Here is a 24,650-nt window from a genome sequence, read left to right on the forward strand (position 1 = left end):
TTTTCCAAAAGACCAATGGTGGAATCGGGTTGGCATTCCGTACGCACCGAACGTGTACAGCACGTCTGCAGGGCAGACCTCAAACCGCATCGGATAAAAGTCAAGCCCGAACGCGCGAGCCAGATCCATCATCCGCTCGATGGCGCGCTCGAGCTCTGCCAACTCGCGCTCTGTCATGCGCTCTTCACCCCTTGCTGCTGGGAGAAAAAGTGGCGAAGCGCACCGTAGATCTCGGATTTGTCTCGGATCACGTACGTGCGAAACCGAGGAATCTGGAGCTTTCCGTACGCGCTCATCAACGTCGACGAACGCGAGTACTGGTTGACCTCCGCATAGCCAAACATGCGCGAGACGCTGGAAAGCTCCTTCACCAACTGTACGCATTTCTCATTGTCCGACGTCAGGTTGTCGCCGTCTGAAAAGTGAATCGGATAGATGTTGTACCGCTCGGGCGGATACTCCCGGTGCACCATGTCGAGCGCGTACTGATACGCGGACGAACAGAGGGTACCCCCGCTCTCACCCTTGGTGAAAAAGTACTCCTCGTCGACCTCGTGCGCCTCGGTGTGGTGAGCGATGTACCGAATCTGCACGTGGGCGTACTTCGTGCGCAGAAAGCGCGTCATCCAAAAGAAGAACGTCCGCGCGCAGTACTTCTCGAAGAGACCCATGGAGCCCGACAGGTCCATCATCGCGAGGATGACCGCGTTCGAGTCCGGCTTCACGATGGTCTCCCACGTCTTGTAGCGCAGGTCCTCGGGCGTGATGACGACGCGGTGGTCCTTTTTCGCATGGCGGAGGGCCTGGAGCAGCGTCCGCTTCTTGTCGATGTTGGCCGTGATGCCTTTCTTGCGCACGTCTCGAAACTCGATGGCCTCGGTCACCATGTCGGCCTCGTCCTTTTCCGCGAGATCGGGCAATTCGAGTTCGCGGAACAGCTCCTGCTGGATGTCCTCCAGCGTGACCTCGGCCTCGGCGTAGTCGACGCCTGGCTCCGCCCCGGCCCCCTCACCTTGCCCCGGACCGGGCTGCCCGTCCGCGTCGGGCCTGCCGCGGGCGACGAGATCGCCCACGGCCGTGTCACCGGATCCCGTGCCGACGTGCTTGCCCTTTTGAAAGTTGTACCGAATGCGGTACTCCTCGAGCGAGCGAATCGGGATTTTCACAATCTGCTTGCCATTTGACATGATCAGGCTTTCGTCGCTGACGAGATCGGCGAGATGCTCGCGAATGGCTTCACGCACCTTTTCGCGATGGCGCTCTTGATCGATGTGGCCTTTGCGATGGAGTGACCAGTCTTCGCGTTGCAGTGTGAAGTCGATCACGGCCTCTCCCTCCTGTCAGCGGTTGAGAAGACTTCCGGTGTAGCGGAGGAGCTCGTTGGCACACACGGGGCAATACCCGTGTTCGTCGATGAGGCGGCGCGTCACCTCGTTAATTTTCTTGAGCTGCTGCTCGTCGGGCGTCTTGGTCGACGTCGTGATTTTGACGACGTCCTTGAGATCCGCAAACAGCTTCTTCTCGATGGCTTCCTTCAGGCGCTCGTGCGAGTGATAGTCGAACTTCTTGCCGCGGCGCGCGTAGGTGGAAATCCGGATGAGGATCTCCTCGCGGAACGCCCGCTTGGCATTCTCCGAGATGCCGATCTGCTCTTCGATGGACCGCATGAGCTTTTCGTCGGGGTCCATCTCCTCACCCGTGAGTGGGTCTTTGATCTTTTGCCAGTTGCAGTACGCCTCGACGTTGTCCAGGTAATTCTCAAGCAGCGTCTTCGCCGATTCCTCGAACGAGTAGACGAACGCCTTCTGCACCTCGGTCTTCGCCATTTCGTCGTATTCGCGCCGCGCCATGGCCACGAAATTCAGCAAACGCTCGCGGTCTTCGGGCGTGATCGACGGATGCTGATCCAGCCCGTCCTTGATGGCCCTGAGCACGTCGAGTGCATTGATGCACTGCGTGTCGCGGCGGATGAGCGCCGTGGAAATTCGGTTGATGATGTAGCGCGGGTCGAGCCCGCTCATGCCCTCGTCGGGATACTCCGCTTTGAGTTCCTTCACGTCCGCCTCCTTGAGCCCCTCGACGGCCTGCCCGTTGTACAGGTACAGCTTTTTCATCAGATCGACGCCCTGCTTCTTCGATTCCTTCAGGCGCGTGAGGATGGAGAAGATGGCCGCCGTGCGCAGGGCGTGGGGCGCGATGTGGACGTTTTTGAGATCGCTCTGCTGTACCAGTTTCTCGTATATTTTGACTTCATCGTCGACGCGCAGGTTGTACGGAATGGGCATGACAATCATGCGAGACTGCAGTGCCTCGTTCTTCTTGTTGGCGATGAAGGCCCGATACTCGGCTTCGTTGGTGTGCGCAATGATCATCTCGTCGGCGGAGATGAGCGCAAACCGGCCGGCCTTAAAGTTGCCCTCTTGCGTGAGGCTCAGGAGATGCCAGAGAAACTTTTCATCGCACTTCAGCATCTCCTGGAACTCCATCAGGCCGCGGTTGGCCTTGTTGAGCTCCCCGTCAAACCGATACGCCCGCGGATCCGACTCCGAGCCGTATTCGGTGATAGTGGAAAAGTCGACGCTCCCGGTGAGATCTGCGATGTCCTGCGATTTGGGATCCGAAGGGCTGAAGGTGCCGATGCCGACGCGGCGCTCCTCCGACAAGACGACGCGCTCGACGGGCACGTCTTCGATCCGGCCGCCGAACTCCTCATCCACCCGCAGGCGGCAGCTCGGACACAGGTTGCCTTCAATTTTGACGCCGAACTCCGCCTCGAACTCGGGACGGAGCTCGTTTGGGATGAGGTGAAGCGGCTCCTCGTGCATTGGGCATCCCGCAATCGCATATAGCGCCCCTTCGGGCGTGCGGGAGTATTGTTCCAGGCCCCGTTTGAGAAGCGTCACGATGGTCGACTTTCCGCCGGACACAGGGCCCATGAGGAGCAGGATGCGCTTGCGGACGTCGAGCCTGCGCGCGGCCGCGTGGAAGTACTCCTCGACGAGCCGCTCAATGGTGTCCGAAAGGCCAAAAATCTCTTTTTCAAAGAACTTGTAATGCGGCTTGCCGTCCGCGTCCATCTCCACACCAGCGGCGACAATCATATCGTAAATGCGAGCGTGAGCCGTTCTCGCGATGTTGGGATTCTGACGCACGAGTTCCAGATAGTCTGTGAATGTGCCCCGCCAACGAAGTGCTTCCTCCTCCGCGCGATACGAGCTCAGGCGTTCCAGGAAACCCATGATCCCATCCTCCTTGCGATACGGATGCACGCCTTCGCGTCTGAAGCGGTGAGTGACAGGAGGCTTTTTCTCATCCTATGAGCGAGCAGCTTTTCCACATACCCGCGGCGTCCCATTTGGGCGCGCTGCATCGTGAATTCCGCCATCGCCCATGTGGAGCACCAACAGCAAAGGCCGGTGGATGTGCCACCGGCCTCGTGGTGTGATGCCCCCTCGCCGCGCGCTACGGCGTCACATGGACAGGGTTGAAATGTCCGACCAGAGTTCGCGCTCGGCGCGGTCGGGATCGTCCTCGACGCGAGAGACGTCGTCGAAAATCAGCGTGGAGCGGCGCTTGGGATCATAGGTCGGCCACTCTGGGAGGTGCGGCGCCTGCGGGCTCCCGTGGCGTACGAACGCCACCCAGGCCGCGTGCATGGCCTCGGACACGGCGGCGTGCGACGGCCGATCTCCGACCAGCGCGCGCGCCGACGGATGAGCATATGTGCCGAACACGAACGGGAGTTCGAGCGCATGGGCCGCGCCAAGGGCGCTCGGCCTGTAATCAAACCGGTAGAGATAAACCGGGGCGTATTCACTCTGGATCTCGGCCGCGCGGATGGTCGGATACGTGAAACTGCGCATGGCCGCGAATCGGATGAGCCACGTTTCGAGCTCGTCACCCGTGCGCCCATCCACGTAGTAGTCCCGGGCGCGATCGCCAAGAGGCCCCCACATGCGGTCCACGTGCGCGATGCGTTCTTCGTCGGAGAGCGAGCGCCACGCCGGATCGCGAGCCATCCAAAGCATCAACTCCTCCCGGTTCGATCCGGCAAGCGTAGGCACATGCGCAGCCTGGCCCTCGCGCAGCGCATCCCAGAACGACGTCGTGAGCGTCACGCCGTCCAGGACCGGGCGCAGATTCAGTCCGTCCCGCGCGGGAATGCGAGTGGCGGCTGCGACGAGGCGATGGGCCGGAACATCGAAGAGGCGCTGCCAGGAGCTCTGGCTGATGCCGAGCGCGTCGAGAAGCTGGGACGTCCACCAGGCCGCGGATTCGGGCGTGCGGTACGCGAACGGGATGCCGCTCTGCAGGATGGCCTGCTGGAACAGCCCGCGCGCCGATTCCATGACCAAGAGCGTGCCGACGCTCCAAGCGCCGGCCGACTCGCCCGCCACGGTCACGCGGCCGGGATCGCCCCCAAACGCCTCAATGGTGTCCCGCACAAACGCGAGCGCCGCCACCTGGTCCAAAATGCCCGCGTTGCCTGAGCTGGCATACGCCTCGCCGCCGAGATGCGCAAGGTGCAGGAAGCCGAGCGGTCCGAGGCGGTAGTTAATGGTCACGAGCACCACGCCGTCCCGCGCAAACGCCCGCCCGTCGTACCACGGCGATTGTCCCGATCCGAACACGAACGCGCCGCCGTGGATGAAGACCATCACGGGATGGCCCGTTCCCTCGGCCGGCGCGTAGATGTTCAGGCGAAGGCAGTCCTCGGATTGCACGAACGCATCCACGGGATTCAGCGGATTGGCAACCTGGGGGCAGATGGGCCCATACGCGCGAGCGTCCAACACGCCAGCCCAGGGCTCCACGGGCTCCGGCGGCAGAAATCTCCGGTTCCCCTCCGGCGCCTTGGCGTACGGAACGCCCAAAAACACGCGCACGCCATCCTCTTCTCGCCCCATCACCTTGCCGTATTTTGTCTCGACGATCACGTCCATCTGGTTCGCCCCCTACCCCGTTGCTTTTCGCCTCCACCGTACCGCAGATCGAACAGCCGGCCAAGGGCAGAGGAAGCTTTTCCGTTGGTCAGACCTGGACAATTTCCGAGAGCGCGGCCACCAGATGGCGTTGCCACACGCCCCAGATGTGATTTCCGGGGCCCGTGTGATACGAAACCTCGGCGCCGCGATCGAGCAGGATGTCTCGCATCGCCTCGTTGTAACTCCAAAAGTCAAAGACACCGCTCGGCGTTTGGGCCTGCCGCTCGTCTTCACCAATGAACATGTACGCGTACAGGCGCGACAGATCGATGGCCTCCGCCACTCGGCGCTGATACGGCGGGAAGAAGGCGCCGGAAAACAGCATGACCCGATGAAACCACTGCGGATATTCGAGCACGAAACTCATCGTCGCGACGGCGCCGAGCGAGATGCCGGCCATGTAGCGGCGTCGGTCGTCCATGGGATACCGCTCGTCCAGAAACGGAATGCATTCGTCCGCCACAAACTGGAGATACTCGCGATGGCGCGCGCCGTCAAACGCGTAGTCGTCGCGCCGCCGGTCCAAATTCACGGCGATCCCGACGATGTAACACGGCGCGAGCCTCCCAGCGAGAATGGCCTCGTGCGCCTGCGTCGCGACGCGACCGTGCGTGAAGAACTCGATCCCGTCGTGACAATACACCACCGGCAGCGGCTCACGGCCAGCGCCGGGCGGGACAAACACTTTCAACACGCGCTCTTCGCCGAGCGATTGACTGTACAGCGTGTGCGTCTCCACTTTCCTGGTGGAACCCTGCAAGGTGAAACACCTCCAGCGAAATGGCGGCGAGTCCGCGAAGAAAACCCGCGAATGAAAGCGCTACATCGGTCTGTTCTAGGACGGACAACACGTTATTCTATAACAGAACTTCATTGGAACACTCCTGTTTCTTTCGCAGTCTCTGCCCGGGTGTATTATAATGTGTAGCGACCTGTATTACTAACGCGAAGATGAGGTGACCATGTTGAGCCAGGTGGTTGCTCGTTTTGAGATCCCGTACGTCCAAATCGTGGACGAGAACGGGAACGTCGTGAACCCTGACCTGGTCCCGGAGTTGTCGGACGACGACCTGCGCGAGCTCATGAAGCGCATGGTCTTCACGCGCATCTGGGATCAACGCGCAATTCGCCTGTCCCGGCAGGGACGCCTGGGATTTTACGCGCCGGTGTCCGGCCAGGAAGCGTCCATGATCGGCAGCGAGTTTGCCACAAAGAAAGAGGACTTCCTGCTCCCAGGCTATCGAGACATTCCGCAACTGTACTTCCACGGGTATCCGCTGCATCAGCTCTTCCTTTACTCCCGCGGACACCAGCTGGGCGGCAAAGTGCCGGAAGGCGTCAACTGTATGGTGCCGCAGATCATCATCGGCGCGCAAATCGTCCAGGCGGCGGGCGTCGGCCTCGCGTTCAAGCTGCGCGGTGAGAAGCGCGTGGCCGTGACGTACACGGGCGACGGCGGCACGAGCCAAGGTGACTTTTACGAAGGCATGAACTTCGCGGGCGCCATGAATTTGCCCGTGGTGTTCTTTGTGCAGAACAACCAGTACGCCATTTCCGTGCCCCGCGAGCTTCAGACGCGCGCGCAGACGCTCGCTCAGAAGGCCATCGCCGCAGGCATCCCGGGCATTCAGGTCGACGGCATGGACGTGCTGGCCGTGTACCGCGTGATGCACGAAGCCCTGGAGCGAGCGCGCAACGGCGAAGGCCCCACTATGATTGAGGCCGTGACCTTCCGCTACGGCCCCCACACGATGTCGGGCGACGATCCGACCCGTTATCGCACGAAGGACGTGCAGGAGGAGTGGGAGAAGAAGGATCCGCTCATTCGCTTCCGCAAGTACCTCGAGAACAAGGGCCTGTGGTCTCAGGAAGAGGAAGAGGCGTACATCGAAGAGGCCAAGGAGACGGTCAACAACGCCCTGAAAGAGGCGGATGCGGCCGAGAAGATGACCATTCCGGGCCTCATCGACTCGATGTTCGAAGAGCTCACCCCCACGCTCAAGCGCCAACGGGCGGAATTTGCCGGCGAGGAGGCGAACTGACATGGCGCAGATGACGATGATTCAGGCGATCACGCACGCCCTCGATCTCGAACTGGCCCGCGACGAGCGCGTGCTCGTCTTCGGCGAGGACGTCGGCAAAAACGGCGGCGTCTTCCGGGCGACCGAAGGCTTGCAGCAGAAATACGGCCCCAACCGCGTGTTCGACACGCCCCTCGCGGAGAGCGGGATCATCGGCTTGGCCAATGGCCTTGCGATTCAAGGCTTTCGCCCCGTGCCGGAGATTCAGTTTTTCGGCTTTGTCTTCGAGGCGTTTGACCAGATTGCGGGGCAGCTGGCGCGCACGCGATACCGCACGGGCGGGCGATACACCGCGCCGGTGACCATCCGTTCGCCATTCGGCGGCGGCGTGCACACGCCCGAGATGCACGCGGATTCCCTGGAGGGCCTGTTCGTTCAGACGCCGGGCATCAAAGTGGTCATTCCGAGCACACCCTACGACGCCAAAGGACTGTTACTGTCCGCGATTCGCGATCCCGACCCTGTCATCTTCCTAGAGCACATGAAGCTGTACCGCTCGTTCCGCCAGGAGGTTCCGGAGGACGATTACACCATCCCGCTCGGCGTCGCGAACGTGGTCCGGGAAGGCAAGCACGCCACAGTGATCGCGTACGGAGCCATGGTGCACGTGGCCCTCAAGGCCGCCGAACAGTGGTCGAAAGAAAAGGGTCTCGAGGCCGAGGTCATCGATCTCCGCACCGTCAACCCGATTGACATCGAGACCATCGTGGCCTCCATCAAGAAGACGAATCGCGCCGTCGTCGTGCAGGAGGCTCAACGCTCGGCGGGCGCTGCGGCCGAGATCGTCGCGCAGATCAACGAGAACGCGATTTACCACTTGGAAGCCCCCGTGCTGCGCGCGACGCCGCCTGACACGGTGTATCCGTTTGGTATGATTGAAGACGAATGGCTGCCGACACCCGAGTACGTCCTGAAGACGCTCGATCGCGTCATGAGCCTATAATCCCGGAGGTGACACCATGGCCGTCGTTGAATTTCGCCTTCCAGAGCTTGGCGAAGGCTTGCATGAGGGCCGGATCAGCAAGTGGCTCGTCCAACCTGGCGACACGGTGCAGGAGGACGATCCCATTGCGGAAGTGGAAAACGACAAATCGCTTGTGGAACTCCCCTCGCCGGTGAGCGGAAAGGTGAAGGAGATCAAGGTGCCGGAAGGCACGACCTGCGTGGTCGGCGATGTGCTGTTGACGTTTGAGGTGGAGGGAGCCGCACCCGCCGAGGCCCAGTCGGACGAACAACCGACCGACAAGAGCGCGCAGAAGGCCGAATCGGACGCACATAAAAACGCGAAGGCGGATGAGGCGCCCGCGGCCAAATCCGCACCTGAGGAAGCGAAGGCCGATGCGCAGGAGTCCGCGGCGCGCGAGGTGCTCGCCACGCCCGCGGTCCGCAAGTACGCCCGCGAACAAGGCGTGGACATCCGCACTGTCAAGGGCACCGGCAACCACGGCAAGGTGACCAAGGAGGACATCGATCGCGCCAAGTCCGGCGCAGAAGCGCCTCAGCCTGAATCCGCGGCGGACAAGGAGCAGCGGGCTGCGCAACCGCAAAAGGCGTCGGCGGCCTATGGCGAGGAATACGAAGAGCGCGTACCCATGCCGATGATCCGCCAGGCCATTGCCCGCGCCATGGTGAAGTCGAAGTATACGGCGCCGCACGTCACGCTCATGGACGAGGTGGACGTCACCGAACTCGTCAAACTGCGCAACGAGGTCAAGCCCATCGCGCAGGAGCGCGGCATCAAGATCACGTATCTGCCCTTTATCGTGAAGGCGCTCATCGCGGCGCTCCGCACGAAGCCGCAGTTGAATGCGTCCTACGACGAGGAGAAGCAGGAGCTCGTCATCAAGCACTACTACCACATCGGCATCGCGACGGACACCGAGCGCGGCTTGCTGGTGCCCGTGGTGCGCCACGCGGACCGGAAGAACATCTGGACGATTGCCCAGGAGATCGGCGATCTCGCCGCGCGCGGGCGCGCAGGGAAGCTCAAGCCCGAGGAGATGAAGGGCAGCACCATCTCCATTACGAACATCGGATCGGCGGGTGGCTTGTTCTTCACCCCCATTATCAATTACCCTGAAGTTGCGATTTTGGGCGTCGGCCGGATCACGGAGAAGCCAATCATCAAGAACGGCGAATTCGCCGTGGGCCAAATGATGTCCCTGTCGCTGAGCTTCGACCACCGCGTGATCGATGGCGCGCTCGGTCAGCAGTTCATCAACGACATCAAGCGCTTGCTAGAAAACCCGCGCTTGTTGCTCCTGGAGGTGTGACGGATGGTAGTCGGAGATATTGTGGAAGAGGTTGAAGTCTTAGTCATCGGCGCAGGCCCTGGCGGTTACGTGGCAGCCATCCGGGCAGCGCAGCTCGGCAAGTCGGTCACCATTGTGGACAAGGCCGAATTGGGCGGCGTGTGCCTGAACCGCGGTTGCATTCCTTCCAAAGCGCTCATCTCGGCCGCCCATCACTACGAGGCGGCCAAGGAATCGCCGTTCCCGGGCATTGAGACGACCGCGACCTTCGACTTCAAAAAGGTGCAGGAGTGGAAGCAGTCGGTCGTCAACAAAATGACGAGCGGTGTCCAGCAGCTCCTCAAGGGCAATAAGGTCAACGTCATCCAAGGGGAAGCCTTCTTCACCAAGCCGAACGAAGTCCGTGTCATGCAGGAGAACGGCAGCCAGCGGCTACAATTTCAACACTGCATCTTGGCGACCGGCTCGCGGCCCATTGAGCTGAAGAACCTGCCCCTCGGCAAGCGCGTCATTGACTCGACAGGCGCACTGTCCCTCGATCACGTCCCGAAACGGCTCGTGGTGGTGGGCGGCGGATACATCGGCATCGAGCTCGGCCAGACGTTCGCCAAGTTCGGAAGCCAAGTGACCATCATCGAGGGCTTGGACAGCATCCTCGCGCTGTTCGACAAACAGATGGTCCGCCTCGTGGAAAAGAACCTGAAGAAGTACAACGTGCAGATTGAGACCAACGCGCTCGCGCAGGGCGTGGAGGAGACCGAGGACGGCGTCAAGCTCACCTACAAGGACAAGGACGGAAACGAGAAGACCATCGAGGCCGATTACGTGCTTGTCACGGTGGGTCGCCGCCCGAACACCGACGACATCGGCCTGCAGGACGCGGGCATCGAACTGACGGACAAGGGCCTCGTCAAGGTGGATCAGCAGTGCCGCACCACCAACCCGAACGTCTTCGCCATCGGGGACATCGTGCCGGGCCCGGCGCTCGCCCACAAGGCGTCGTACGAGGGCAAGGTGGCCGCAGAAGTCATCGCGGGCAAGCCGTCCATCGTCGACTACCGCTGCATCCCGTCCGTGGTGTTCTCGGATCCGGAGATGGCGTCGGTCGGTCTGACGGAAGAAGAGGCGAAGAAGGAGTACGGCCAGGTCGCGGTCGGCCGCTTCCCGTACGCCGCCAACGGCCGCGCAACGGCGCTCAACGCGACCGACGGCTTCATCAAGCTCGTTGCGAACAAGGAAAACGGCGTCCTCGTCGGCGCGCAGGTGGTCGGCGTCGAGGCGTCGAACATCATCGCGGAGCTCGGGCTCGCGATTGAGATGAGCGCGACGCTCGAAGACATCGCGCTCACGATTCACGCGCATCCCACGCTGGGAGAAATGGTCATGGAAGCCGCTGAAGTGGGTCTCGGCGAGCCCATTCACATCATCAAAGGATGAGACATCCGAAAAGCCGCTCGGGCGAATGCCCGAGCGGCTTTTCGACATATTTCCCGCGCAATGAACGGCGTTCGTCAAACCATGCCAGGAAACCCGTTTTGTCGGAGCGCTTCAAACACGACCACGGCTACCGCGTTCGACAAGTTGAGGCTGCGCGCGGCCGCGTGGTCGATCATGGGAATGCGGATGACGTGATCGGCGTGGGCTTCAATGACGTCCTTCGGCAGCCCCTTGGTCTCTTTGCCGAACACGAGGAAGTCGTTCGGCCCGTATGCGACCTCCGTGTACCACCGCCCACCTTCGGTTTCCACATAATGAAACACGCCATCCGGATACAGCGCCCAAAGGTCCTCGAGTGAGTCATGATAGCGGATGTCGAGCAGATGCCAGTAGTCGAGCCCCGCCCGCTTCAGTTGACGATCGTCTGTGGAAAACCCCAACTTGCCGACGAGATGAAGGGTCGAACCTGTCACGGCGCAGGTGCGGGCCACGTTGCCCGTGTTGGCTGGGATCTCAGGCTCGAAGAGCACGATGTGCATGCCCCAACCTCCTCGCGGAATGTCCGCCCCCCAGTCTATCACGGCCCTTCCGCTCGGCCAACGGGCTAGGAGCAATGCAGCACGACTCGATCGGGCAAATGGACCCAGGCGTACGCCGTCTTCGGCGTCCAGGCAGGGCTGTCGGTGTAAAGCCACGGCCTGTGGTAGCTGTCGATGGTGTGCGCGTTGACGAGCGGTTCGCCCATGGCGTCGAAGTCGGTCACGATGGTGCTGTGATGGTAAGTCCCTTCGCCCTGCCAGTCGTAGAAGATGACGTCGCCCACGCGCAGCTCTGCCGGATCGGACACGACCCGCGCGCCAAACGCGGTCGTCAACGCGAGGTACAGCGCATGGGCGGTGCTCCAGCTATAGCTCCAAACAGGAGGCTGACCAAACTGAAACCACCAGCCTGCCGCGCGATCCGGCTCGCCCCACATCGGCAGCCCCCCTGCGTACAGGCATTGCGAGACGAAGTTGGTGCAGTCGTCCGAAAACCGGGGGAATCGAGGGTTGGTGCCGTCCCACCATGCGTCCGCGTAGCGGGCCGCCCGGACGCGATCGTAGAGGCCGCTCTGCCAGTCGGGATCGCGCGGAAACCTGGGCAGCACGTGCGCTTCGGTCGTCCCTCGAACTCCAGGAAGTTCACTGCCCAACGCCGATTCGCGCCCGCGCACGAGCTCCCATCCTTCGGGCGTTCGGGCCCAGTGCATCTCATGTCGAATCTGGCAGCATTCCACGCAGGGCACGCCGCCCTCATAATACGTGTAACAGATGCGCTCCGTCGCCCACACAACCGCGGTCGACCCGTCGCGGCTCTCCTCCAATTTCTCTACCCGCACTTGCGTGTGCACGCGTGCGAGCCGCTTGCCGAGCTTCTCATACGTAAGTTTCTTCTGTTTCGCCAGATGAACCAGGCGATCGAGGCCCGCGAAGCGGCCTGTCCGCGCCGTTTGGTCTATCGAGGTGTGAAGCCACGCGCGGGCTCTGGCGTCGAAATAACTTTGCAGAGCGTCCAAGCACGAAGACATTCTTCGTCACCTCACTCACCGCATGGTATGACAGACGCCCATGTCTGGTGACGGTTCGAATGGCCCCTGTTGACGCGGACTGTGGTATACTTCTCGGCGGGGCTCGTTTTGCACGCTGAAACGGAAAGGACGTCCTACACATGCCGCATACGCCAAGTGGGCAGACCACGGTTCGGGCCGTCGAGCGGGCCCTCGACATTCTGTTGCTGTTCACCCATTCTCCTCAGTCGTGGAGCTTGAGCGAGATCGCGCGAGCCACGGGCCTCCACAAGAGCACGGTCCATCGCCTGCTCTTGGCTCTGCAGCAGAAGGGGTTTGTTCGCCGTGAGTCGGAGTCGGATCGCTACGTGCTCGGCTGGAGCCTGTATGGCCTGGGCGCGAACGCAGCGCTGCACGACCGCTGGTCCGACGCCGCGAAGCCCATTTTGCGCCGCCTGCGCGACGAGACAAACGAGACGGTCAGTCTCTACGTGCGCAACGGCCTCGAGCGAATTCGGATCCTGGCCGTCGAAAGCCTGCAGCCGATTCGGAACGTGGCCACCGTCGGCGAGCGATACCCCCTCACCATCGGCGCGTCGGGCAAGGTGCTCCTCGCCTTCTCGAACTCGGCCGTGATCGAGGCGGCATGCCATCCTGACCGGCTGCCGAAGGGCGTCCGGCAAGTGGACCTCCGTCAACAGCTCGAGGCGATTCGCCGCGATGGCTACGCGCTCTCGAAGCAGGAGCGCGACGCGGGCGCGGCGGCCGTCGCTGTTCCCGTTTTGAACAAGGACGGATCGTGCCTGTACGCGATTGCGGTGTCGGGACCCGTCGAACGCATGGCGGAGGACAAGATGCGGGACATGGTTGCACCGATGAAGCGGGCCGCCGAAGAGTTGTCCGAGCGGCTGGCCGAATGAGCCGCTGCGGCGGGACGAAGCCAACAGATTTGAGGTGACGAACATGGGGAAACCGACCATCATCGTGATGGAGGGGGATCAGACCGGACAGGAGCTGCTGGAGGAAGCGCTCCGCGTGCTGTCGCCCGACGTCACAGGCTATGAGATTGAGGTTCGCAAGTTTGATCTGAGCCTTGAAAATCGCCGCCGCACGCAAAACGCGGTGGTGCACGAGGCTGCAGAGGCCATGCGAGAGACGGGCCTCGGCCTCAAGGCTGCGACCATCACGCCGGAAGAAAAGGGCGATGTAGGCAGCCCCAACGCCATTTTGCGCAAGGAGATCAACGGCACGGTGATTGTCCGCACGGGGCGGCGAATCCCGGGAATTGCGCCTCCGGTGGGCGTCTACTCGCCCATTTCAGTCATCCGCATGGCGGTGGACGACGCGTACGGTGCGAAGGAGTGGCGCGAGCAGCTGGACAACGGCGACGAGGTGGCGTACCGCACGGAGAAAATTTCGCGATCCGTCTGCCGGGGCGTGGCGAAGTACGCCTTTCAGCACGCGCGCCGCATGCACGCGAAGGTATTTGGCGGCCCCAAATACACCGTGAGTCCCGTCTACGAAGGCATGCTGAAGGAAGAGATGGACGCCGCGGCCAAGGAGTATCCCGATGTGCGCTACGAACCTCAGCTCATCGACGCCACGTACGCGCTGCTCTTGGCGCGCGCGGGTGAAGCGCTCGTCATCCCGGCGCTCAACCGCGACGGCGACTGCTTGTCCGATCTCGTCCTGCAGATGTTCGGCACCATCGCCGGATCGGAATCACTGCTTCTGTCGCTCGACGAGTCGTTCCAGCCCAAGGTCGTGATGGCCGAAGCGCCGCACGGCACGGCGCCCAACCTGTACCGCAAAAACATGGCCAACCCGATGGCCATGATCTTGGCGGGCGCCGCCCTGTTGAACTACGTCCCAGATAAAGACGCGCACACGGTTTCGCGCGCGATTTACGAGGCCACGCTCGAGTCGATTGTCGATGGCATTCGCACGGCCGATCTCGGCGGCCAGGCGACGACCACCGAGTTCACCGACGAAGTGATCCGCAGGGTTCGGACGAAACTTGAGGTCTGGAGCACGTTTGGCGACGCCGTGTGACCCCCAGCTCAGAAAGCAGGCGCCGCCGCTTCAACCTCTCGGCCTTTGCGCCGAGGCAAGTCGAAGCGGCGGCGGTTCCTCGTCGGTACCCTCCCACGCGACCTCGCTTTTCGGCGCAACTGGGCCATCGCCCGCCCGAATCTTCGCCTCGAGGCATAGGCTTTGGCGGAGGGGGACCGCCGATGAAAAGCCAGAAGTCCAGCATGCCTGAGTGGCTCCAGCATCTGCTCGCGGAACTGCTTTCTCCCCCCGCGTTTTTATTTGCACAACCGTCGCCGGTCGCGCCACCAGCTGACGGCGAGGAGCCTCGAGCGCCTCGCGAGGCTTCGCCGGCCATCCCGGCGGTCGAACGGGCTCCAGGAGACGGGAAGGAGACGCGGGCGGCTGACCGACGCGCCATAGATGCGGCCACCGATGCAGCCGCGCTGCATTCGCAAAGCCAGACGCCGCTCATCCCACAGGCTGTCGTCGCCAAGTACGATCTCGCCATTCAACACCGTCACCCCGAAGGATCTGTCGAAGTGTGGACCGACGCCAAGGGTCGGCGCTACGCCGCGAAACGCTCCACCATCGCCCCCCAGCACTGCCGCGCGATGGTGGCGTGCCTCCGCCACGCCCAAGCCCAGGGCTTCACCAAATTCGCTCGCATCGTGACGACGTCGTCCAACGCTCCTTACGTGCGCCACGGGGACTTCACCTATTACGTGACCGAGTGGGTGTCTGGGCAACCCGCCAACTTCGCGCTGCCCGAGCACGTGGCTCAAACCGCGTACACCCTGGCCCAGTTTCACGAGGCCACGCGAAACTTTCGCACGGACTGGCAGCCAGACGAGGCTGTGGACGACGTGTTTGGCCTGTTTCAGGCCCGCTGGCGGGATCTGCGCCAGATGTGGCTTCGAGCGGACCGGAAAAGGGAGAAGGACGCCTTTGATCAACTGCTGCTCTCCATGCGCGACGAACTCCATCGCGATGGGGCCGAAAGCCTGGCGCTGTTTGAGGATCGCGACGTGATCGCGTACCTGGAAGCAGAGCGCTCGTCCGGCGGCTGGTGCCACCTCGATGTCATCCCGCCCAATTGCCTTTACACGGCGCAACACCAGGTGATCCTGATTGACTTCGAGCTCGCGCGCCCGGCGCCACGAGCCCTCGATATGGCGCACCTGCTGCGCCGCAGCCTGGAACGCGGCCATTGGGACGGGCACTTGGCGTATGCATGCTTTTTGCACTTCGACGTGGTCCGGAAGATTTCGAAGGCGGAATACCGCACCGTCGAGGCCATCCTGCGCTTTCCCTACCTGCCATGGCGGATCGCACACGCTCGGTACCACTTTGGGGCCGACCCGAGTCAGCTCGAGGCACTTCAGCAGTACGCGCTGCAGGCGGAAAAACGCCAGGCGTTCCTCGCAAGCCTGCGACAGCAGGTGGAACACCTCGGTGAGTGACAATCACGAGAGTGTCTGCGCCCGAAGTACGCGGGATTCGTGATCGAGAAGCCATGCCTTGAGATCCAACGCATCCCCCGCATACCCCACGAGGCGCCCATCGGCGCCCACCACTCGATGGCAGGGGATGAAGACAGGCAGCGGATTCGCGCGGTTGGCCTGCCCCACGGCGCGCACCGCCCGCGGACGTCCCACCGCGCCCGCGATATCCCGGTACGAAACCCGCGCGCCGAAGGGGATGTCGCAAAGCGACGCCCAGACCGCCAACTGAAACGCAGTCCCTCGGGGCGCGAGCGGCACGGTGAACGCCCGCAATCGCCCCGCGAAGTACAGCATCAGTTCCTCCGCGGCGCGCTCGGCCAGGGCCAGCGCTTCAGGGCTTGCACAGGCTCGCGCTCCATCCCGCCTAAGCGGCGGCACGAGTCTGGTCCATCCAGCCTCGACGACGCCTTCCGGTTCAGCTACCAGCCACATCTCCCCAATCGGCGTGCTCACCGCGGCGATGGCCGCTTCCCTCTTCGTCACGTCGAACGCCCCCACGGCGGATGCTCGCGGACACATTTGCGATGGCCTCCTCCATCTCCTGTCGCACATCAGGGTCCTGCTCCGAACCAAGCGCGGCCTGAAGCTCGCGCAGCGCATCCTCTCCGCCGATCTCGCCCAGCGCCCACGCGGCGCTTGCGCGCAACTCCGGGCGATCCGACGCCAAAAACCGCGCCACCACCGGCACAGCCTCTGGGCGGCGGAGATTGCCAAGCGCCACAAGCGCGTTGCGCTGCAGTGTTCGGACCCCGCGCCAGGCCATGGCGGATCGGCCGTAGGCGCGCAGAAACTGACGATTGGACATCTCCAGCAGCCGGACGAGATCCGGATACGCGGCTTCGGCGTCCGGCGAAAAGGACGGATCGCAGGCCGGGGCTCGATGGCGATTGTGCGGACAGACCTGTTGGCACACGTCGCATCCCCACACCCGTCGGCCGAGCGGCTTGCGGTACGGGCGAGGAATCGTTCCCTTCATCTGCGTCACGTACGACAGGCACGCGGTGGCCCTCAATTCGCCCGGCGCCACGAAGGCCTGGGTCGGACAGGCGCGCATGCAGAGATCGCAGTCGCCACAGAATTTGCCGACATCGGGAGGAAGATGCTTGGCATCCTCAATCTCAATATCCAGGAGGAGCGCGCCGAGAAACACGTACGATCCATAGCGAGGGCTGAACAACATCCCGTTTTTGCCAATCCATCCGAGCCCGCTTCGCTCGGCGACGCGGCGGTCGACCAGAGGCGACGTATCCACCGCCACGCGGTGCCGGATTTCGCGGCCCACGAGCTTCTCCAGCCGCTTCGCCAACTCCGTCAACCGCTCGGACAGCACGCGGTGGTAGTCCTCGCCGTACACGTAACACGACGTTTGCCCGCGCAGTTCCGATCGGGGATGATGGCGCATCTGCCTCGCGCCTTCCTCCGTCAGGTAGGGAAGCGCCGCCGTCACGATGGACTTCGCCTCGGGCAGCCAAAAGCGCGGATCCATCCGCTCCGATGCGTTGTCCCACTCGAACCCCGTGCGCCCACGCGCCGCATAGGCCTCCAGGGGAGTGGCGAGATCGTCAAAGGGAGAGGCGTCCGTCGCCGCAATCTCCGGGAGCCCGACCTCCTCGGCCAAGGGACGGATCTCGGCGAGCGCGATTTTGTCGCGGGGCGTCACCGCGGGATGGCGCTCCGAGCCAATTCGTCGCATCGCTCGTTCCACTTCACGCCGGCGTGCCCCTTGACCTTTTCAAACCGCACGCGGTGGCCGTTGATGGCGTCGAGCAATTCCTCCCAGAGATCGCGGTTTTGGACCGGCTCTCCCTTGCTGTTCACCCACCCATTCCTGCGCCAATTCACGTGCCAACCCTGCTGGAAGCAATTGACCACGTAGGCCGAATCCGAATGGACGATCACGTCACACGGCCGTTTGAGCGCCTTGAGCCCCTCAATGACGGCCTTCAGTTCCATGCGTTGGTTGGTAGTATTCGGCTCGCCGCCGGACAGCTCCTTCACATGCCCCTTCCACTGAAGGATGGCCGCCCAACCGCCGGGCCCGGGATTGCCCGAGCACGCACCGTCCGTGTACAGAATCACCGCTTCGTCGCTCATCACGGTCCTCCTTCGCCCCAAACGGGCTCTCGCAAGGACCAGCATAGTCGAGGAGGACATGGGGCGCAATGGCCTGCCGATGTTCCAGGTCAGCACGGCGATATGCAATCAAGCTTCGAGTTCTTCGACAGTAGGGAGTGCCGCCGCGAAAGGATCGGGCATTAAAATTCGCTGAGCCTCGGCATCTGAGACGCCCGCGTATAGATGCGCCGTACCATCGGGATACCGCACCAGTCCGCCGCTGAAGACGACGTCCTGCAGTTCAGGGCGCTTCGAATCTCCGGGCAGAAAATCGTTCCGTTCGGCGATGACTCGCACGGGTGTGACGAGCTCCTCCTTTAGATGCAACGTGAACGTCATGGACTTGTAATGCAACTTCCCGTCTGCCGTTCGATATGCGATGTGACCAACGACGCCAATCGTATTCGCATCAAGGAGATGAGCTTCATTGACCCCTCCCCACTCCCCTGGGCTAAATCGATCGGGTAGCAACTCGGCCTTTAATATGGACTCCGGTGACAGATCCTCGAGGCTCGACAGGACGGTCCACCCAATTTGCGCCTGGCCTCCGTAGAACTTACCGTTCGGCCTCGTGAACACTCCAATTTTGCCGTCGGGAAGTTCCACCAGCCTGATATCCTTCATCCATTGGGGGCCGACCGCAAACAGCCTGAGATCTCGGAGATGCTTGCCTCGATAAAACACCGTTCGATATTCAAGCGCATAATGATGAAAGGGATTTGTCCAGACCTCGACCCCACCAAACACGAGTTCAGATCCAATTCTAGTATAAAAAGGATCCTGCAGACCGCGAAAGGTGCGCACATCCTCAAGCGGTCTCCAAACCCCATCTCCTGGGTCGCTAAAAAAGATAACCTCGGAGAGTTCGCTGTGCCTGGGCTCCACACGCGCTGCGATCGCAACGCGTCCTTCATCGGCAAAGGGCGCGGCTACATTGTAGACGTCACGACCTTCTACACCCAGAAAACGCAGTTTTTCGGCGTGATAGATGACACGCGTGTGCCGGTACTCCAGAGCTAATCGCTCGCACGACTTGGCGCTCACCAGAGATTTCAAAGCTGGCACTCCATTCTTGGTGTGATCATTTGTGGCTTGGAAGCCTGACGTCTATTTTCTAACTGCGACTCCAATTCTCGAGTCAGCCATTCCGTAATACAGAAGTTCCTGGCCATTAAAGGTAATGTACCCCTCAATAAACACCACGTTATCCACTTGACCGCGACGCTCCATTTCGGTGTCGGGCTCTAGAAAAGGGACTTCCGACCGGTACACCAAGCGACTCGGATCATCGAGCGAATAAACCGCTACGCCCGCGGCGTACCGCCGCCGAGGCGGATGACCGGGAGCAAGTTCCACTGCGCCGTTGTAGAGCAAGACGATCCCGTCTTCGGTTACAATGGGAGACGGACCTGGCTCAACCAGGTCGGCGTCAAAATACCCTCTCCCTCGCGGCGTAAGCACCGGCTCCGGCAACACGCTCCACGTGACAAGATCCTCCGAAAACGCAAGATACACGTATCCTTCCCCAAAATACATCCAATACCTATTTTGTACTTTTTGAGGAAGGATGGCACCTGCTTTCGACCACTCGGCATCCTTCTCGCCTCGAAAACCTGGTAACATGCATCCATACTTCTGCCAATGAATGAGATCGTCTGACGAAGCCAAGCATAACCTGGCGGTGACACCGTCAAAGGCGGTGTAGGTCATGTAGTAGCGCCCATCGATTTTTGTGATCCTTGGATCTTCGCAGCCCCCCGGGAGTTCATACGGCTCTGAAGGCTCGAGAATTGGGTGGTCAAGTTTATGGAACCTAAATCCATCCTCACTGATTGCGAGGCCGATTCGCGAAGTTCCATTCCAAATTCCCATCCCCTGAAAGTCCTCAGCTCGATAAAACATGTAGACTTTTCCTTCGTGAACAACGGCCGTCGGGTTAAACACGTCCTTTTGTTCCCAATCCCGCGGGCCAGGTTCAAGAACCGGATTGCCTTCGTACTTTGAAAACCGAAAGTCCAAGATGTTCTTCGCAATTGCTTGCTCCACCACAATCGACTCCTCCGAAAACGATGTGTACGGGTCTAGGCCGCTCATCAACCCTTCGTCCCCGTCATCGTGATGCCCTGGACGAAATATTTCTGAGCCACAAAGAAGATGATGGCCATTGGCAGCATCACGACGACCGAAGCTGCCATAATCAGATTCCAATCTGTATGGAAAGAGCCCTGGAACTGAGCCAGTCCCAGCTGCAAGGTGAACTTCGATGGATCCGACAGATAGATCAGCGGAGTCAGGAAGTCATTCCACGCTCCTTGGAACGAGAAAATGGCTACGGCCGTCAATGCCGGTCTGATTAGAGGGAGCACCACGGAGAAAAAGATTCGCAGTGGCCCAGCACCGTCAATACGGGCAGCTTCCTCCAGTTCGACAGGTATGGTCATAAAGAACTGCCGTAACAAAAAGACGTAAAACGCAGAACCAAAAAAAGAAGGCACCGTTAACGGAAGAAACGTGTTAATCCATCCAAGGTCATGAAACAGGATAAACTGCGGTACCAGCAGGACCTGAGATGGCACCATCATAGTCGCCAGCAGCAGCATGAACAGCACCCTGCGCCCCGGAAATCGAAACCGCGCGAATCCGTACGCCACGAAGGAGTTTGAAACCAAATTGCCCACGACATTGACCAGTGCGATGAATAACGAGTTCAACGCATAACGCCCAAACGGTTGGGAAGTCAGGGCCTGAGCATAGTTGTTCCATTCAACCGGATTCGGCCACCACGTGGGCGGAAACACAAAAATTTGATCATTAGGCTTTAACGAACTGATCACAAGCCAAGCGAACGGAATGAGAAAGCATATGCTCGTGCCCGTCAAGAGCAGATAGGTGATAAGTCGCCGAACTCGCGTCGACCACCGAGCCCGAGCGGACGCATCGCGCGAAATGACTGACACCTGCGTGTACGTCAATCGCGCTCACCTCCGTAGTAGACCCAAAGGGCGGACCCCTTGAAAATGAGCAAAGTCAGTATCAAAACGATGAAAAACAGAACCCAGGCTAGCGCCGAGGCATACCCCATATGCAGCTCAGCGAATCCCTGAATGTAGAGATACAAAGCGTAGAACAGTCCAGCATTGTCGACACCTGCGTTTGAGCCGCCAACGCCGTTTCCCATGATATAGGCTTGTGTGAAATAGCCGAAAGTTCCAATGACGCCCTGAACCAGGTTAAAAAGCAGTACAGGCGAGATCATGGGCAGCGTGATGTTCCAGAACGACCTCCACACCGACGCTCCGTCTATGGCCGCCGCCTCGTACAGACTCTGTGGGACGTCCTGGAGGCCGGCAAGAAAAATCACCATCCATGTGCCCACACCCCAAACACTCATCACGATATACGCCGGAACCGTCCACTGCGGTGTGACCAACCATTGCGGTTGCGGAAGGCCCAAAGCGTGTAGGAAGGCATTCAGTATCCCGTAGTCGGGATTGAGGATCCAGTTCCATAAAACCGAAGTGGCAACGGGCGGCAGAATAGCCGGCAGGTAGAATATCGTGCGAAACAACGGCATGTACCGAACTCGCTGGTTCAGTAGAATTGCGAGCGCCAACGCAACGGCCAGATCGAGAGGTATGGCAAAAATGGCGTAGTAAAACGTCACAGAAAGGGCCTGCCAGAAATCCGGATCACGAACCATCTGGAAATAGTTTTGTGCACCAATGAACTGAGGAGGTTGCAAGAGGTTATAGTTCGTAAAGCTCAGATACAGTGATCCAACCAGCGGCCCAAGCGTGAACACGATGAATCCGATGAGCCACGGGCTAATAAACAAGTAACCCGTCAGCCATTCACGCACCGCGAGAGAAGATCGCTTCATCGAAGTCCCTCCCTGCCGGAGGCCACGAAGACCTCCGGCGAGTGGTGAAATCACTTCAGATTCGCGTTCAAATCCTGTTCGGCCTTCGCAGCAGCTTGCTGAGGTGTCATCTGGCCGAGCAACAGAGGCTGGTAAATGTCGTTCGACATGATGTTCCAGTAGTTCGCCATATTCTTGACCACCGGAATCACCTTTCCATATTTCAACGATTCGAGAATCGGTTGAATCCGGTCGCTCGGTGTATGATTGCCCGGTGCCCCCGGAACAACAATGTCCTGGAGATTCGCTGCATACTGTTTGACGGGCGGGACGATCTTCCAATGATCAATTCCCTCTAACAATGCCGTGTAAGCCAGATACAGGTCTTCTTTCGGCACTTTGGAATGCGCGTTAATGGCGAGATCTGCGATGTACAAATCGGTGGCGTGCGTTGTCCCCATGGGCATCTGCTGGATCTTTGCTGTGAATCCGTTCGTGTCATAGTTGCCGTCCGCTGCACCCCCGGCGAACATCGCTACTCTTCCTTGTCTGAACAGATCCTCAATGTCCACGTTTGCCAGCTTGGCCAGTGGAGGTACAACACCTTCTTTCACCATGTCGGCCATAAGCGTCAGGCCTTTAATGTCGGCCGGAGTGTTGAGCAGCGCCTTGGTCTTAGATGCATTGTAAATATCCCCACCATAAGACCAAATGTACATTTCGACCGGCGGCCAGCCATTAGACTGAAGATACCCATAAACCCCTTTAGATGGATTGGTAAGTTTTTTGGCGTCTCGCATGAAGTCTTGCCATGTCCAATTCGGAGAAGGCATAGGCAGATGAGCCTGTTGGAATAATTTAGGATTATAGTACATCACAACGGGCTGTGCAATCCATGGCAGTGCATAGTAGTGGCCATTGTATCGTACATCGACCAGCGTGTTGGAATAGTAATTCGACGGATTGGCGACTAACGACTTCGATTTGAACTCGTTGATGTATTGTGTGAGATCTAACAAAACTCCCTCGCTCGCATACGTCTGCGCGAGGCTGTCATCCACATAAAAGATGTCCGGCGCCGTGCCAGCCGCGAACTCCGTATTCAGTTTCTGGTCGTAGTTGCCCCCTGGTACGTTGTAATCTTTGATGACAAACTTACCCTTGTACTTTTTATTAATCTTGTTGATGATTTGCAGCAGCTGCTGGTTTTCTTGAGCACCACCCCAAGTGCCGAGCGTAATCGTCACTGGGCCAGCCGTGCTGGCCGAACCGGCCGCCTTCGACGGCGTCGTGGCAGTGGATCGATGGAACGCCGTGGGAACCGCGATCCCAAGCGCAACGAGTACTGCAGCCCCGGCAATTGCGGAACCGATCTTCGCTGACCGTTTCATTTTTTCTTCTCCCCCTCGTATACAATTCTCACGCAGGATGACCAGAGTGTCTGCACGCGTTTACAAGGCATTCATGTATACACTTTCTTTTTCACCTAACGAAGTTCTCATCACCTCCTCGAGGCCGTCCGTGCATGTCATGTGCCGACAAGCTGTGTGTGGTCGTACACAGTCTGTAGAACAAGACTGGCAGCACCCATGGCGACAGCATCCAGCCCAAAGCGCGCACATGTGACACGCTTTCGTTCGGGCCAAAGGCAGTCGTGCACATATCCTCGCAATTTCTCGTAGGCGACCCGTGATGTCATGACCATGCGCCCCCCCAACACCACCACCTCTGGATCGAAGGCGCGCACAAGATTTGCGATACCAGCCGCCAGATATCGAAAGGCCTTGTCGATCACACTTGCGTCCGGCTCGATTCCCGCACTGGCTCGATGAACTACATGCTCAATGGTTTCGTTGACATGTACCTCGCGAAGGGCTTTCAAGCGAGCGAATATGGCTTTTGCCGAGGCCTGACTCTCGATACATCCGGTATGGCCATCCTCGCATTTTATATCCGATTCAAGATTGACAATGGTATGGCTGAATTCTCCCGCCTTCCGCGCAGAACCTTCATAAATGGAACCCGACACAGCTAGCCCAGCGCCGAGTCCCACGTCCGCCAGCACGAAGGCTACGTGTTGCGCGCTTTGGGCTGCGCCAAACCATGTCTCCGCGAGCACCGCGGCGTTCGCATCGTTTGCGAAGTAAACGGGAACGCCAAACTCATCCCGCAGATATTGTGCGCCCTGCGGTTCGGACCACCCCGCGCCTAGATCGGGAGCTGGGACAATCATCTCTCGGTTCGGGAAAGAGGCTCCGGGAGCTGCCACACCAATCCCGATGAGCCGTTCCCCTGTGAGGCGTTCTTCGGCAAGAAAAGCTCGAACCATCTGAGCCAGGTCTTTTGCCCCCTCAGCGGTGCGCCAGATAATCCGCGACGAGCGAAGTTCAGCCAGCATATTGGTATAGACGATCCGCGTCATCCCTCGGCCCAACTCAATCCCTAGAGCTCCGAAGCCCTCCGGATTGATGTCCAATAGAATGGGCTTGCGCCCAGCCGTTTGGCTTTCCCCTGGGTACAGCTCACGGATCCATCCATCATGCAATAGCTTGTCCACAATGCGCGAAATGGTCGGAGCTGAAAGATTCAGCTGCCGTTCAAGGTCGGCACGGGATAAGCGCTTGTGCTCGCGAAGCGCGTTCATAATACGCCGCTCATTCAGCCTGCGCACAAGCGGTGGAGACGCTTTCATGGGCACTCGCACGTATCCCCTTTCGCTTGAACGAATTGCGACCAGACCGCAAGGCACATTCATTTCTTTCAGTATGAAATCAATTCTAATCCGACTGTAGATCAATGCAGGAAATGTTGCAAGCGCATTTTCACGTTGGTCCGTGTC

At 60.2% G+C, this 24,650-nt stretch carries 23 protein-coding genes; 7 read left to right on the plus strand and 16 right to left on the minus strand.

Annotation, left to right across the window (positions count from 1 at the left end; translation table 11 throughout):
* From AS26_RS09375 to AS26_RS09395, 5 genes are all read right to left on the minus strand, one after another.
* Positions 1–177, minus strand: a 177-nt coding sequence (locus tag AS26_RS09375) for a SpoVR family protein (RefSeq protein WP_174519934.1), incomplete at its 3' end; no start/stop codon positions are given.
* Positions 174–1,325 carry a sporulation protein YhbH gene (gene yhbH, locus AS26_RS09380; protein WP_062308819.1) on the minus strand — a complete coding sequence of 384 codons (1,152 nt, stop codon included), beginning with the start codon at positions 1,323–1,325 and terminating at the stop codon, positions 174–176. The genes yhbH and AS26_RS09375, both read right to left, overlap by 4 nt.
* A gap of 15 nt (positions 1,326–1,340) precedes the next feature.
* Positions 1,341–3,239, minus strand: coding sequence for a PrkA family serine protein kinase (locus tag AS26_RS09385; RefSeq protein ID WP_062308821.1), 1,899 nt, complete (start codon positions 3,237–3,239; stop codon positions 1,341–1,343).
* Positions 3,240–3,470: 231 nt separating this feature from the next.
* On the minus strand, positions 3,471–4,943 hold the full coding sequence (locus AS26_RS09390) for a carboxylesterase/lipase family protein (protein ID WP_062308823.1): 1,473 nt from the start codon (positions 4,941–4,943) through the stop codon (positions 3,471–3,473).
* Between the two features lie 88 nt (positions 4,944–5,031).
* On the minus strand, positions 5,032–5,745 hold the full coding sequence (locus AS26_RS09395) for an alpha/beta hydrolase (RefSeq protein WP_062308825.1): 714 nt from the start codon (positions 5,743–5,745) through the stop codon (positions 5,032–5,034).
* A gap of 202 nt (positions 5,746–5,947) precedes the next feature.
* Between AS26_RS09395 and pdhA the strand changes: the two genes are divergently transcribed.
* The 4 genes from pdhA to lpdA are packed head-to-tail and all read left to right on the plus strand — an operon-like array spanning position 5,948 to position 10,755.
* Positions 5,948–7,027: a pyruvate dehydrogenase (acetyl-transferring) E1 component subunit alpha gene (gene pdhA, locus AS26_RS09400; protein ID WP_062308828.1), complete on the plus strand. Its 1,080-nt coding sequence runs from the start codon at positions 5,948–5,950 to the stop codon at positions 7,025–7,027.
* A 1-nt stretch (position 7,028) separates the two neighbouring features.
* Complete coding sequence (locus AS26_RS09405; RefSeq protein ID WP_062308830.1) at positions 7,029–8,009, plus strand: alpha-ketoacid dehydrogenase subunit beta; 981 nt, start codon at positions 7,029–7,031, stop codon at positions 8,007–8,009.
* 16 nt (positions 8,010–8,025) lie between these two features.
* Positions 8,026–9,339, plus strand: a complete 1,314-nt coding sequence (locus AS26_RS09410) for a dihydrolipoamide acetyltransferase family protein (RefSeq protein ID WP_062308833.1) — start codon at positions 8,026–8,028, stop codon at positions 9,337–9,339.
* A gap of 3 nt (positions 9,340–9,342) precedes the next feature.
* On the plus strand, positions 9,343–10,755 hold the full coding sequence (lpdA, locus tag AS26_RS09415; protein WP_062308836.1) for a dihydrolipoyl dehydrogenase: 1,413 nt from the start codon (positions 9,343–9,345) through the stop codon (positions 10,753–10,755).
* A gap of 74 nt (positions 10,756–10,829) precedes the next feature.
* On the opposite strand, the gene AS26_RS09420 is transcribed toward lpdA, so the two are convergent.
* Both AS26_RS09420 and AS26_RS09425 read right to left on the minus strand, forming a co-directional pair.
* Positions 10,830–11,294, minus strand: coding sequence for a tRNA (cytidine(34)-2'-O)-methyltransferase (locus AS26_RS09420; protein ID WP_062308839.1), 465 nt, complete (start codon positions 11,292–11,294; stop codon positions 10,830–10,832).
* A 65-nt stretch (positions 11,295–11,359) separates the two neighbouring features.
* The gene (locus AS26_RS09425; RefSeq protein ID WP_245629701.1) at positions 11,360–12,310 is read right to left on the minus strand and encodes an amidase domain-containing protein; all 951 of its coding nucleotides are present in this window, start codon (positions 12,308–12,310) and stop codon (positions 11,360–11,362) included.
* 152 nt (positions 12,311–12,462) lie between these two features.
* On the opposite strand from AS26_RS09425, the gene AS26_RS09430 reads away from it, so the two are divergent.
* The 3 genes from AS26_RS09430 (at position 12,463) to AS26_RS09440 (ending at position 15,795) form a co-directional block, all read left to right on the plus strand.
* Complete coding sequence (locus AS26_RS09430; RefSeq protein WP_062308844.1) at positions 12,463–13,221, plus strand: IclR family transcriptional regulator; 759 nt, start codon at positions 12,463–12,465, stop codon at positions 13,219–13,221.
* Between the two features lie 43 nt (positions 13,222–13,264).
* Positions 13,265–14,353: an isocitrate/isopropylmalate family dehydrogenase gene (locus tag AS26_RS09435; protein WP_062308846.1), complete on the plus strand. Its 1,089-nt coding sequence runs from the start codon at positions 13,265–13,267 to the stop codon at positions 14,351–14,353.
* A 182-nt stretch (positions 14,354–14,535) separates the two neighbouring features.
* Entirely contained in the window at positions 14,536–15,795 is a 1,260-nt protein-coding gene (locus tag AS26_RS09440) for a YutH/CotS family kinase-like spore coat protein (RefSeq protein ID WP_062308848.1), read from the plus strand.
* Positions 15,796–15,798: 3 nt separating this feature from the next.
* Here AS26_RS09440 and AS26_RS09445 read toward each other — a convergent pair whose 3' ends face one another.
* The 9 genes from AS26_RS09445 to AS26_RS09485 all read right to left on the minus strand — a co-directional run.
* Positions 15,799–16,320 carry a methylated-DNA--[protein]-cysteine S-methyltransferase gene (locus AS26_RS09445; protein WP_245629702.1) on the minus strand — a complete coding sequence of 174 codons (522 nt, stop codon included), beginning with the start codon at positions 16,318–16,320 and terminating at the stop codon, positions 15,799–15,801.
* On the minus strand, positions 16,253–17,530 hold the full coding sequence (gene queG, locus AS26_RS09450; protein WP_062308850.1) for a tRNA epoxyqueuosine(34) reductase QueG: 1,278 nt from the start codon (positions 17,528–17,530) through the stop codon (positions 16,253–16,255). The genes AS26_RS09445 and queG overlap by 68 nt, the downstream gene beginning before the upstream one ends.
* Complete coding sequence (rnhA, locus tag AS26_RS09455) at positions 17,494–17,931, minus strand: ribonuclease HI (RefSeq protein ID WP_062308853.1); 438 nt, start codon at positions 17,929–17,931, stop codon at positions 17,494–17,496. The genes queG and rnhA overlap by 37 nt, the downstream gene beginning before the upstream one ends.
* Positions 17,932–18,039: 108 nt before the next feature.
* Complete coding sequence (locus AS26_RS09460) at positions 18,040–19,008, minus strand: DUF1861 family protein (RefSeq protein ID WP_062308855.1); 969 nt, start codon at positions 19,006–19,008, stop codon at positions 18,040–18,042.
* 51 nt (positions 19,009–19,059) lie between these two features.
* Positions 19,060–19,998 (minus strand): glycoside hydrolase family 130 protein, encoded by a 939-nt coding sequence (locus AS26_RS09465; protein ID WP_245629703.1) that lies wholly within the window; start codon positions 19,996–19,998, stop codon positions 19,060–19,062.
* A 47-nt stretch (positions 19,999–20,045) separates the two neighbouring features.
* Positions 20,046–20,924, minus strand: coding sequence for a carbohydrate ABC transporter permease (locus AS26_RS09470; RefSeq protein ID WP_062308859.1), 879 nt, complete (start codon positions 20,922–20,924; stop codon positions 20,046–20,048).
* A complete protein-coding gene (locus AS26_RS09475; protein WP_062308861.1) occupies positions 20,921–21,832 on the minus strand; it encodes a carbohydrate ABC transporter permease in 912 nt (303 codons plus the stop codon). The genes AS26_RS09470 and AS26_RS09475 overlap by 4 nt, the downstream gene beginning before the upstream one ends.
* A gap of 50 nt (positions 21,833–21,882) precedes the next feature.
* Positions 21,883–23,202 (minus strand): ABC transporter substrate-binding protein, encoded by a 1,320-nt coding sequence (locus AS26_RS09480; protein ID WP_062308863.1) that lies wholly within the window; start codon positions 23,200–23,202, stop codon positions 21,883–21,885.
* Positions 23,203–23,339: 137 nt separating this feature from the next.
* A partial coding sequence (locus AS26_RS09485) for an ROK family transcriptional regulator (RefSeq protein ID WP_157068473.1) occupies positions 23,340–24,650 on the minus strand: 1,311 nt, incomplete at its 5' end.

The organism is Alicyclobacillus sendaiensis NBRC 100866 (genome assembly GCF_001552675.1).
Lineage (GTDB): Bacteria > Bacillota > Bacilli > Alicyclobacillales > Alicyclobacillaceae > Alicyclobacillus > Alicyclobacillus sendaiensis.

Coding starts and splice junctions, on each gene's coding strand:
- AS26_RS09385 (WP_062308821.1), bottom strand. CDS start 3,239: ATGGGTTTCCTGGAACGCCTGAGCTCGTATCGCGCGGAGGAGGAAGCA.
- AS26_RS09390 (WP_062308823.1), bottom strand. CDS start 4,943: ATGGACGTGATCGTCGAGACAAAATACGGCAAGGTGATGGGGCGAGAA.
- pdhA (WP_062308828.1), top strand. CDS start 5,948: ATGTTGAGCCAGGTGGTTGCTCGTTTTGAGATCCCGTACGTCCAAATC.
- AS26_RS09405 (WP_062308830.1), top strand. CDS start 7,029: ATGGCGCAGATGACGATGATTCAGGCGATCACGCACGCCCTCGATCTC.
- AS26_RS09410 (WP_062308833.1), top strand. CDS start 8,026: ATGGCCGTCGTTGAATTTCGCCTTCCAGAGCTTGGCGAAGGCTTGCAT.
- lpdA (WP_062308836.1), top strand. CDS start 9,343: ATGGTAGTCGGAGATATTGTGGAAGAGGTTGAAGTCTTAGTCATCGGC.
- AS26_RS09420 (WP_062308839.1), bottom strand. CDS start 11,294: ATGCACATCGTGCTCTTCGAGCCTGAGATCCCAGCCAACACGGGCAAC.
- AS26_RS09430 (WP_062308844.1), top strand. CDS start 12,463: ATGCCGCATACGCCAAGTGGGCAGACCACGGTTCGGGCCGTCGAGCGG.
- AS26_RS09435 (WP_062308846.1), top strand. CDS start 13,265: ATGGGGAAACCGACCATCATCGTGATGGAGGGGGATCAGACCGGACAG.
- AS26_RS09440 (WP_062308848.1), top strand. CDS start 14,536: ATGAAAAGCCAGAAGTCCAGCATGCCTGAGTGGCTCCAGCATCTGCTC.
- queG (WP_062308850.1), bottom strand. CDS start 17,530: ATGCGACGAATTGGCTCGGAGCGCCATCCCGCGGTGACGCCCCGCGAC.
- rnhA (WP_062308853.1), bottom strand. CDS start 17,931: ATGAGCGACGAAGCGGTGATTCTGTACACGGACGGTGCGTGCTCGGGC.
- AS26_RS09475 (WP_062308861.1), bottom strand. CDS start 21,832: ATGAAGCGATCTTCTCTCGCGGTGCGTGAATGGCTGACGGGTTACTTG.
- AS26_RS09480 (WP_062308863.1), bottom strand. CDS start 23,202: ATGAAACGGTCAGCGAAGATCGGTTCCGCAATTGCCGGGGCTGCAGTA.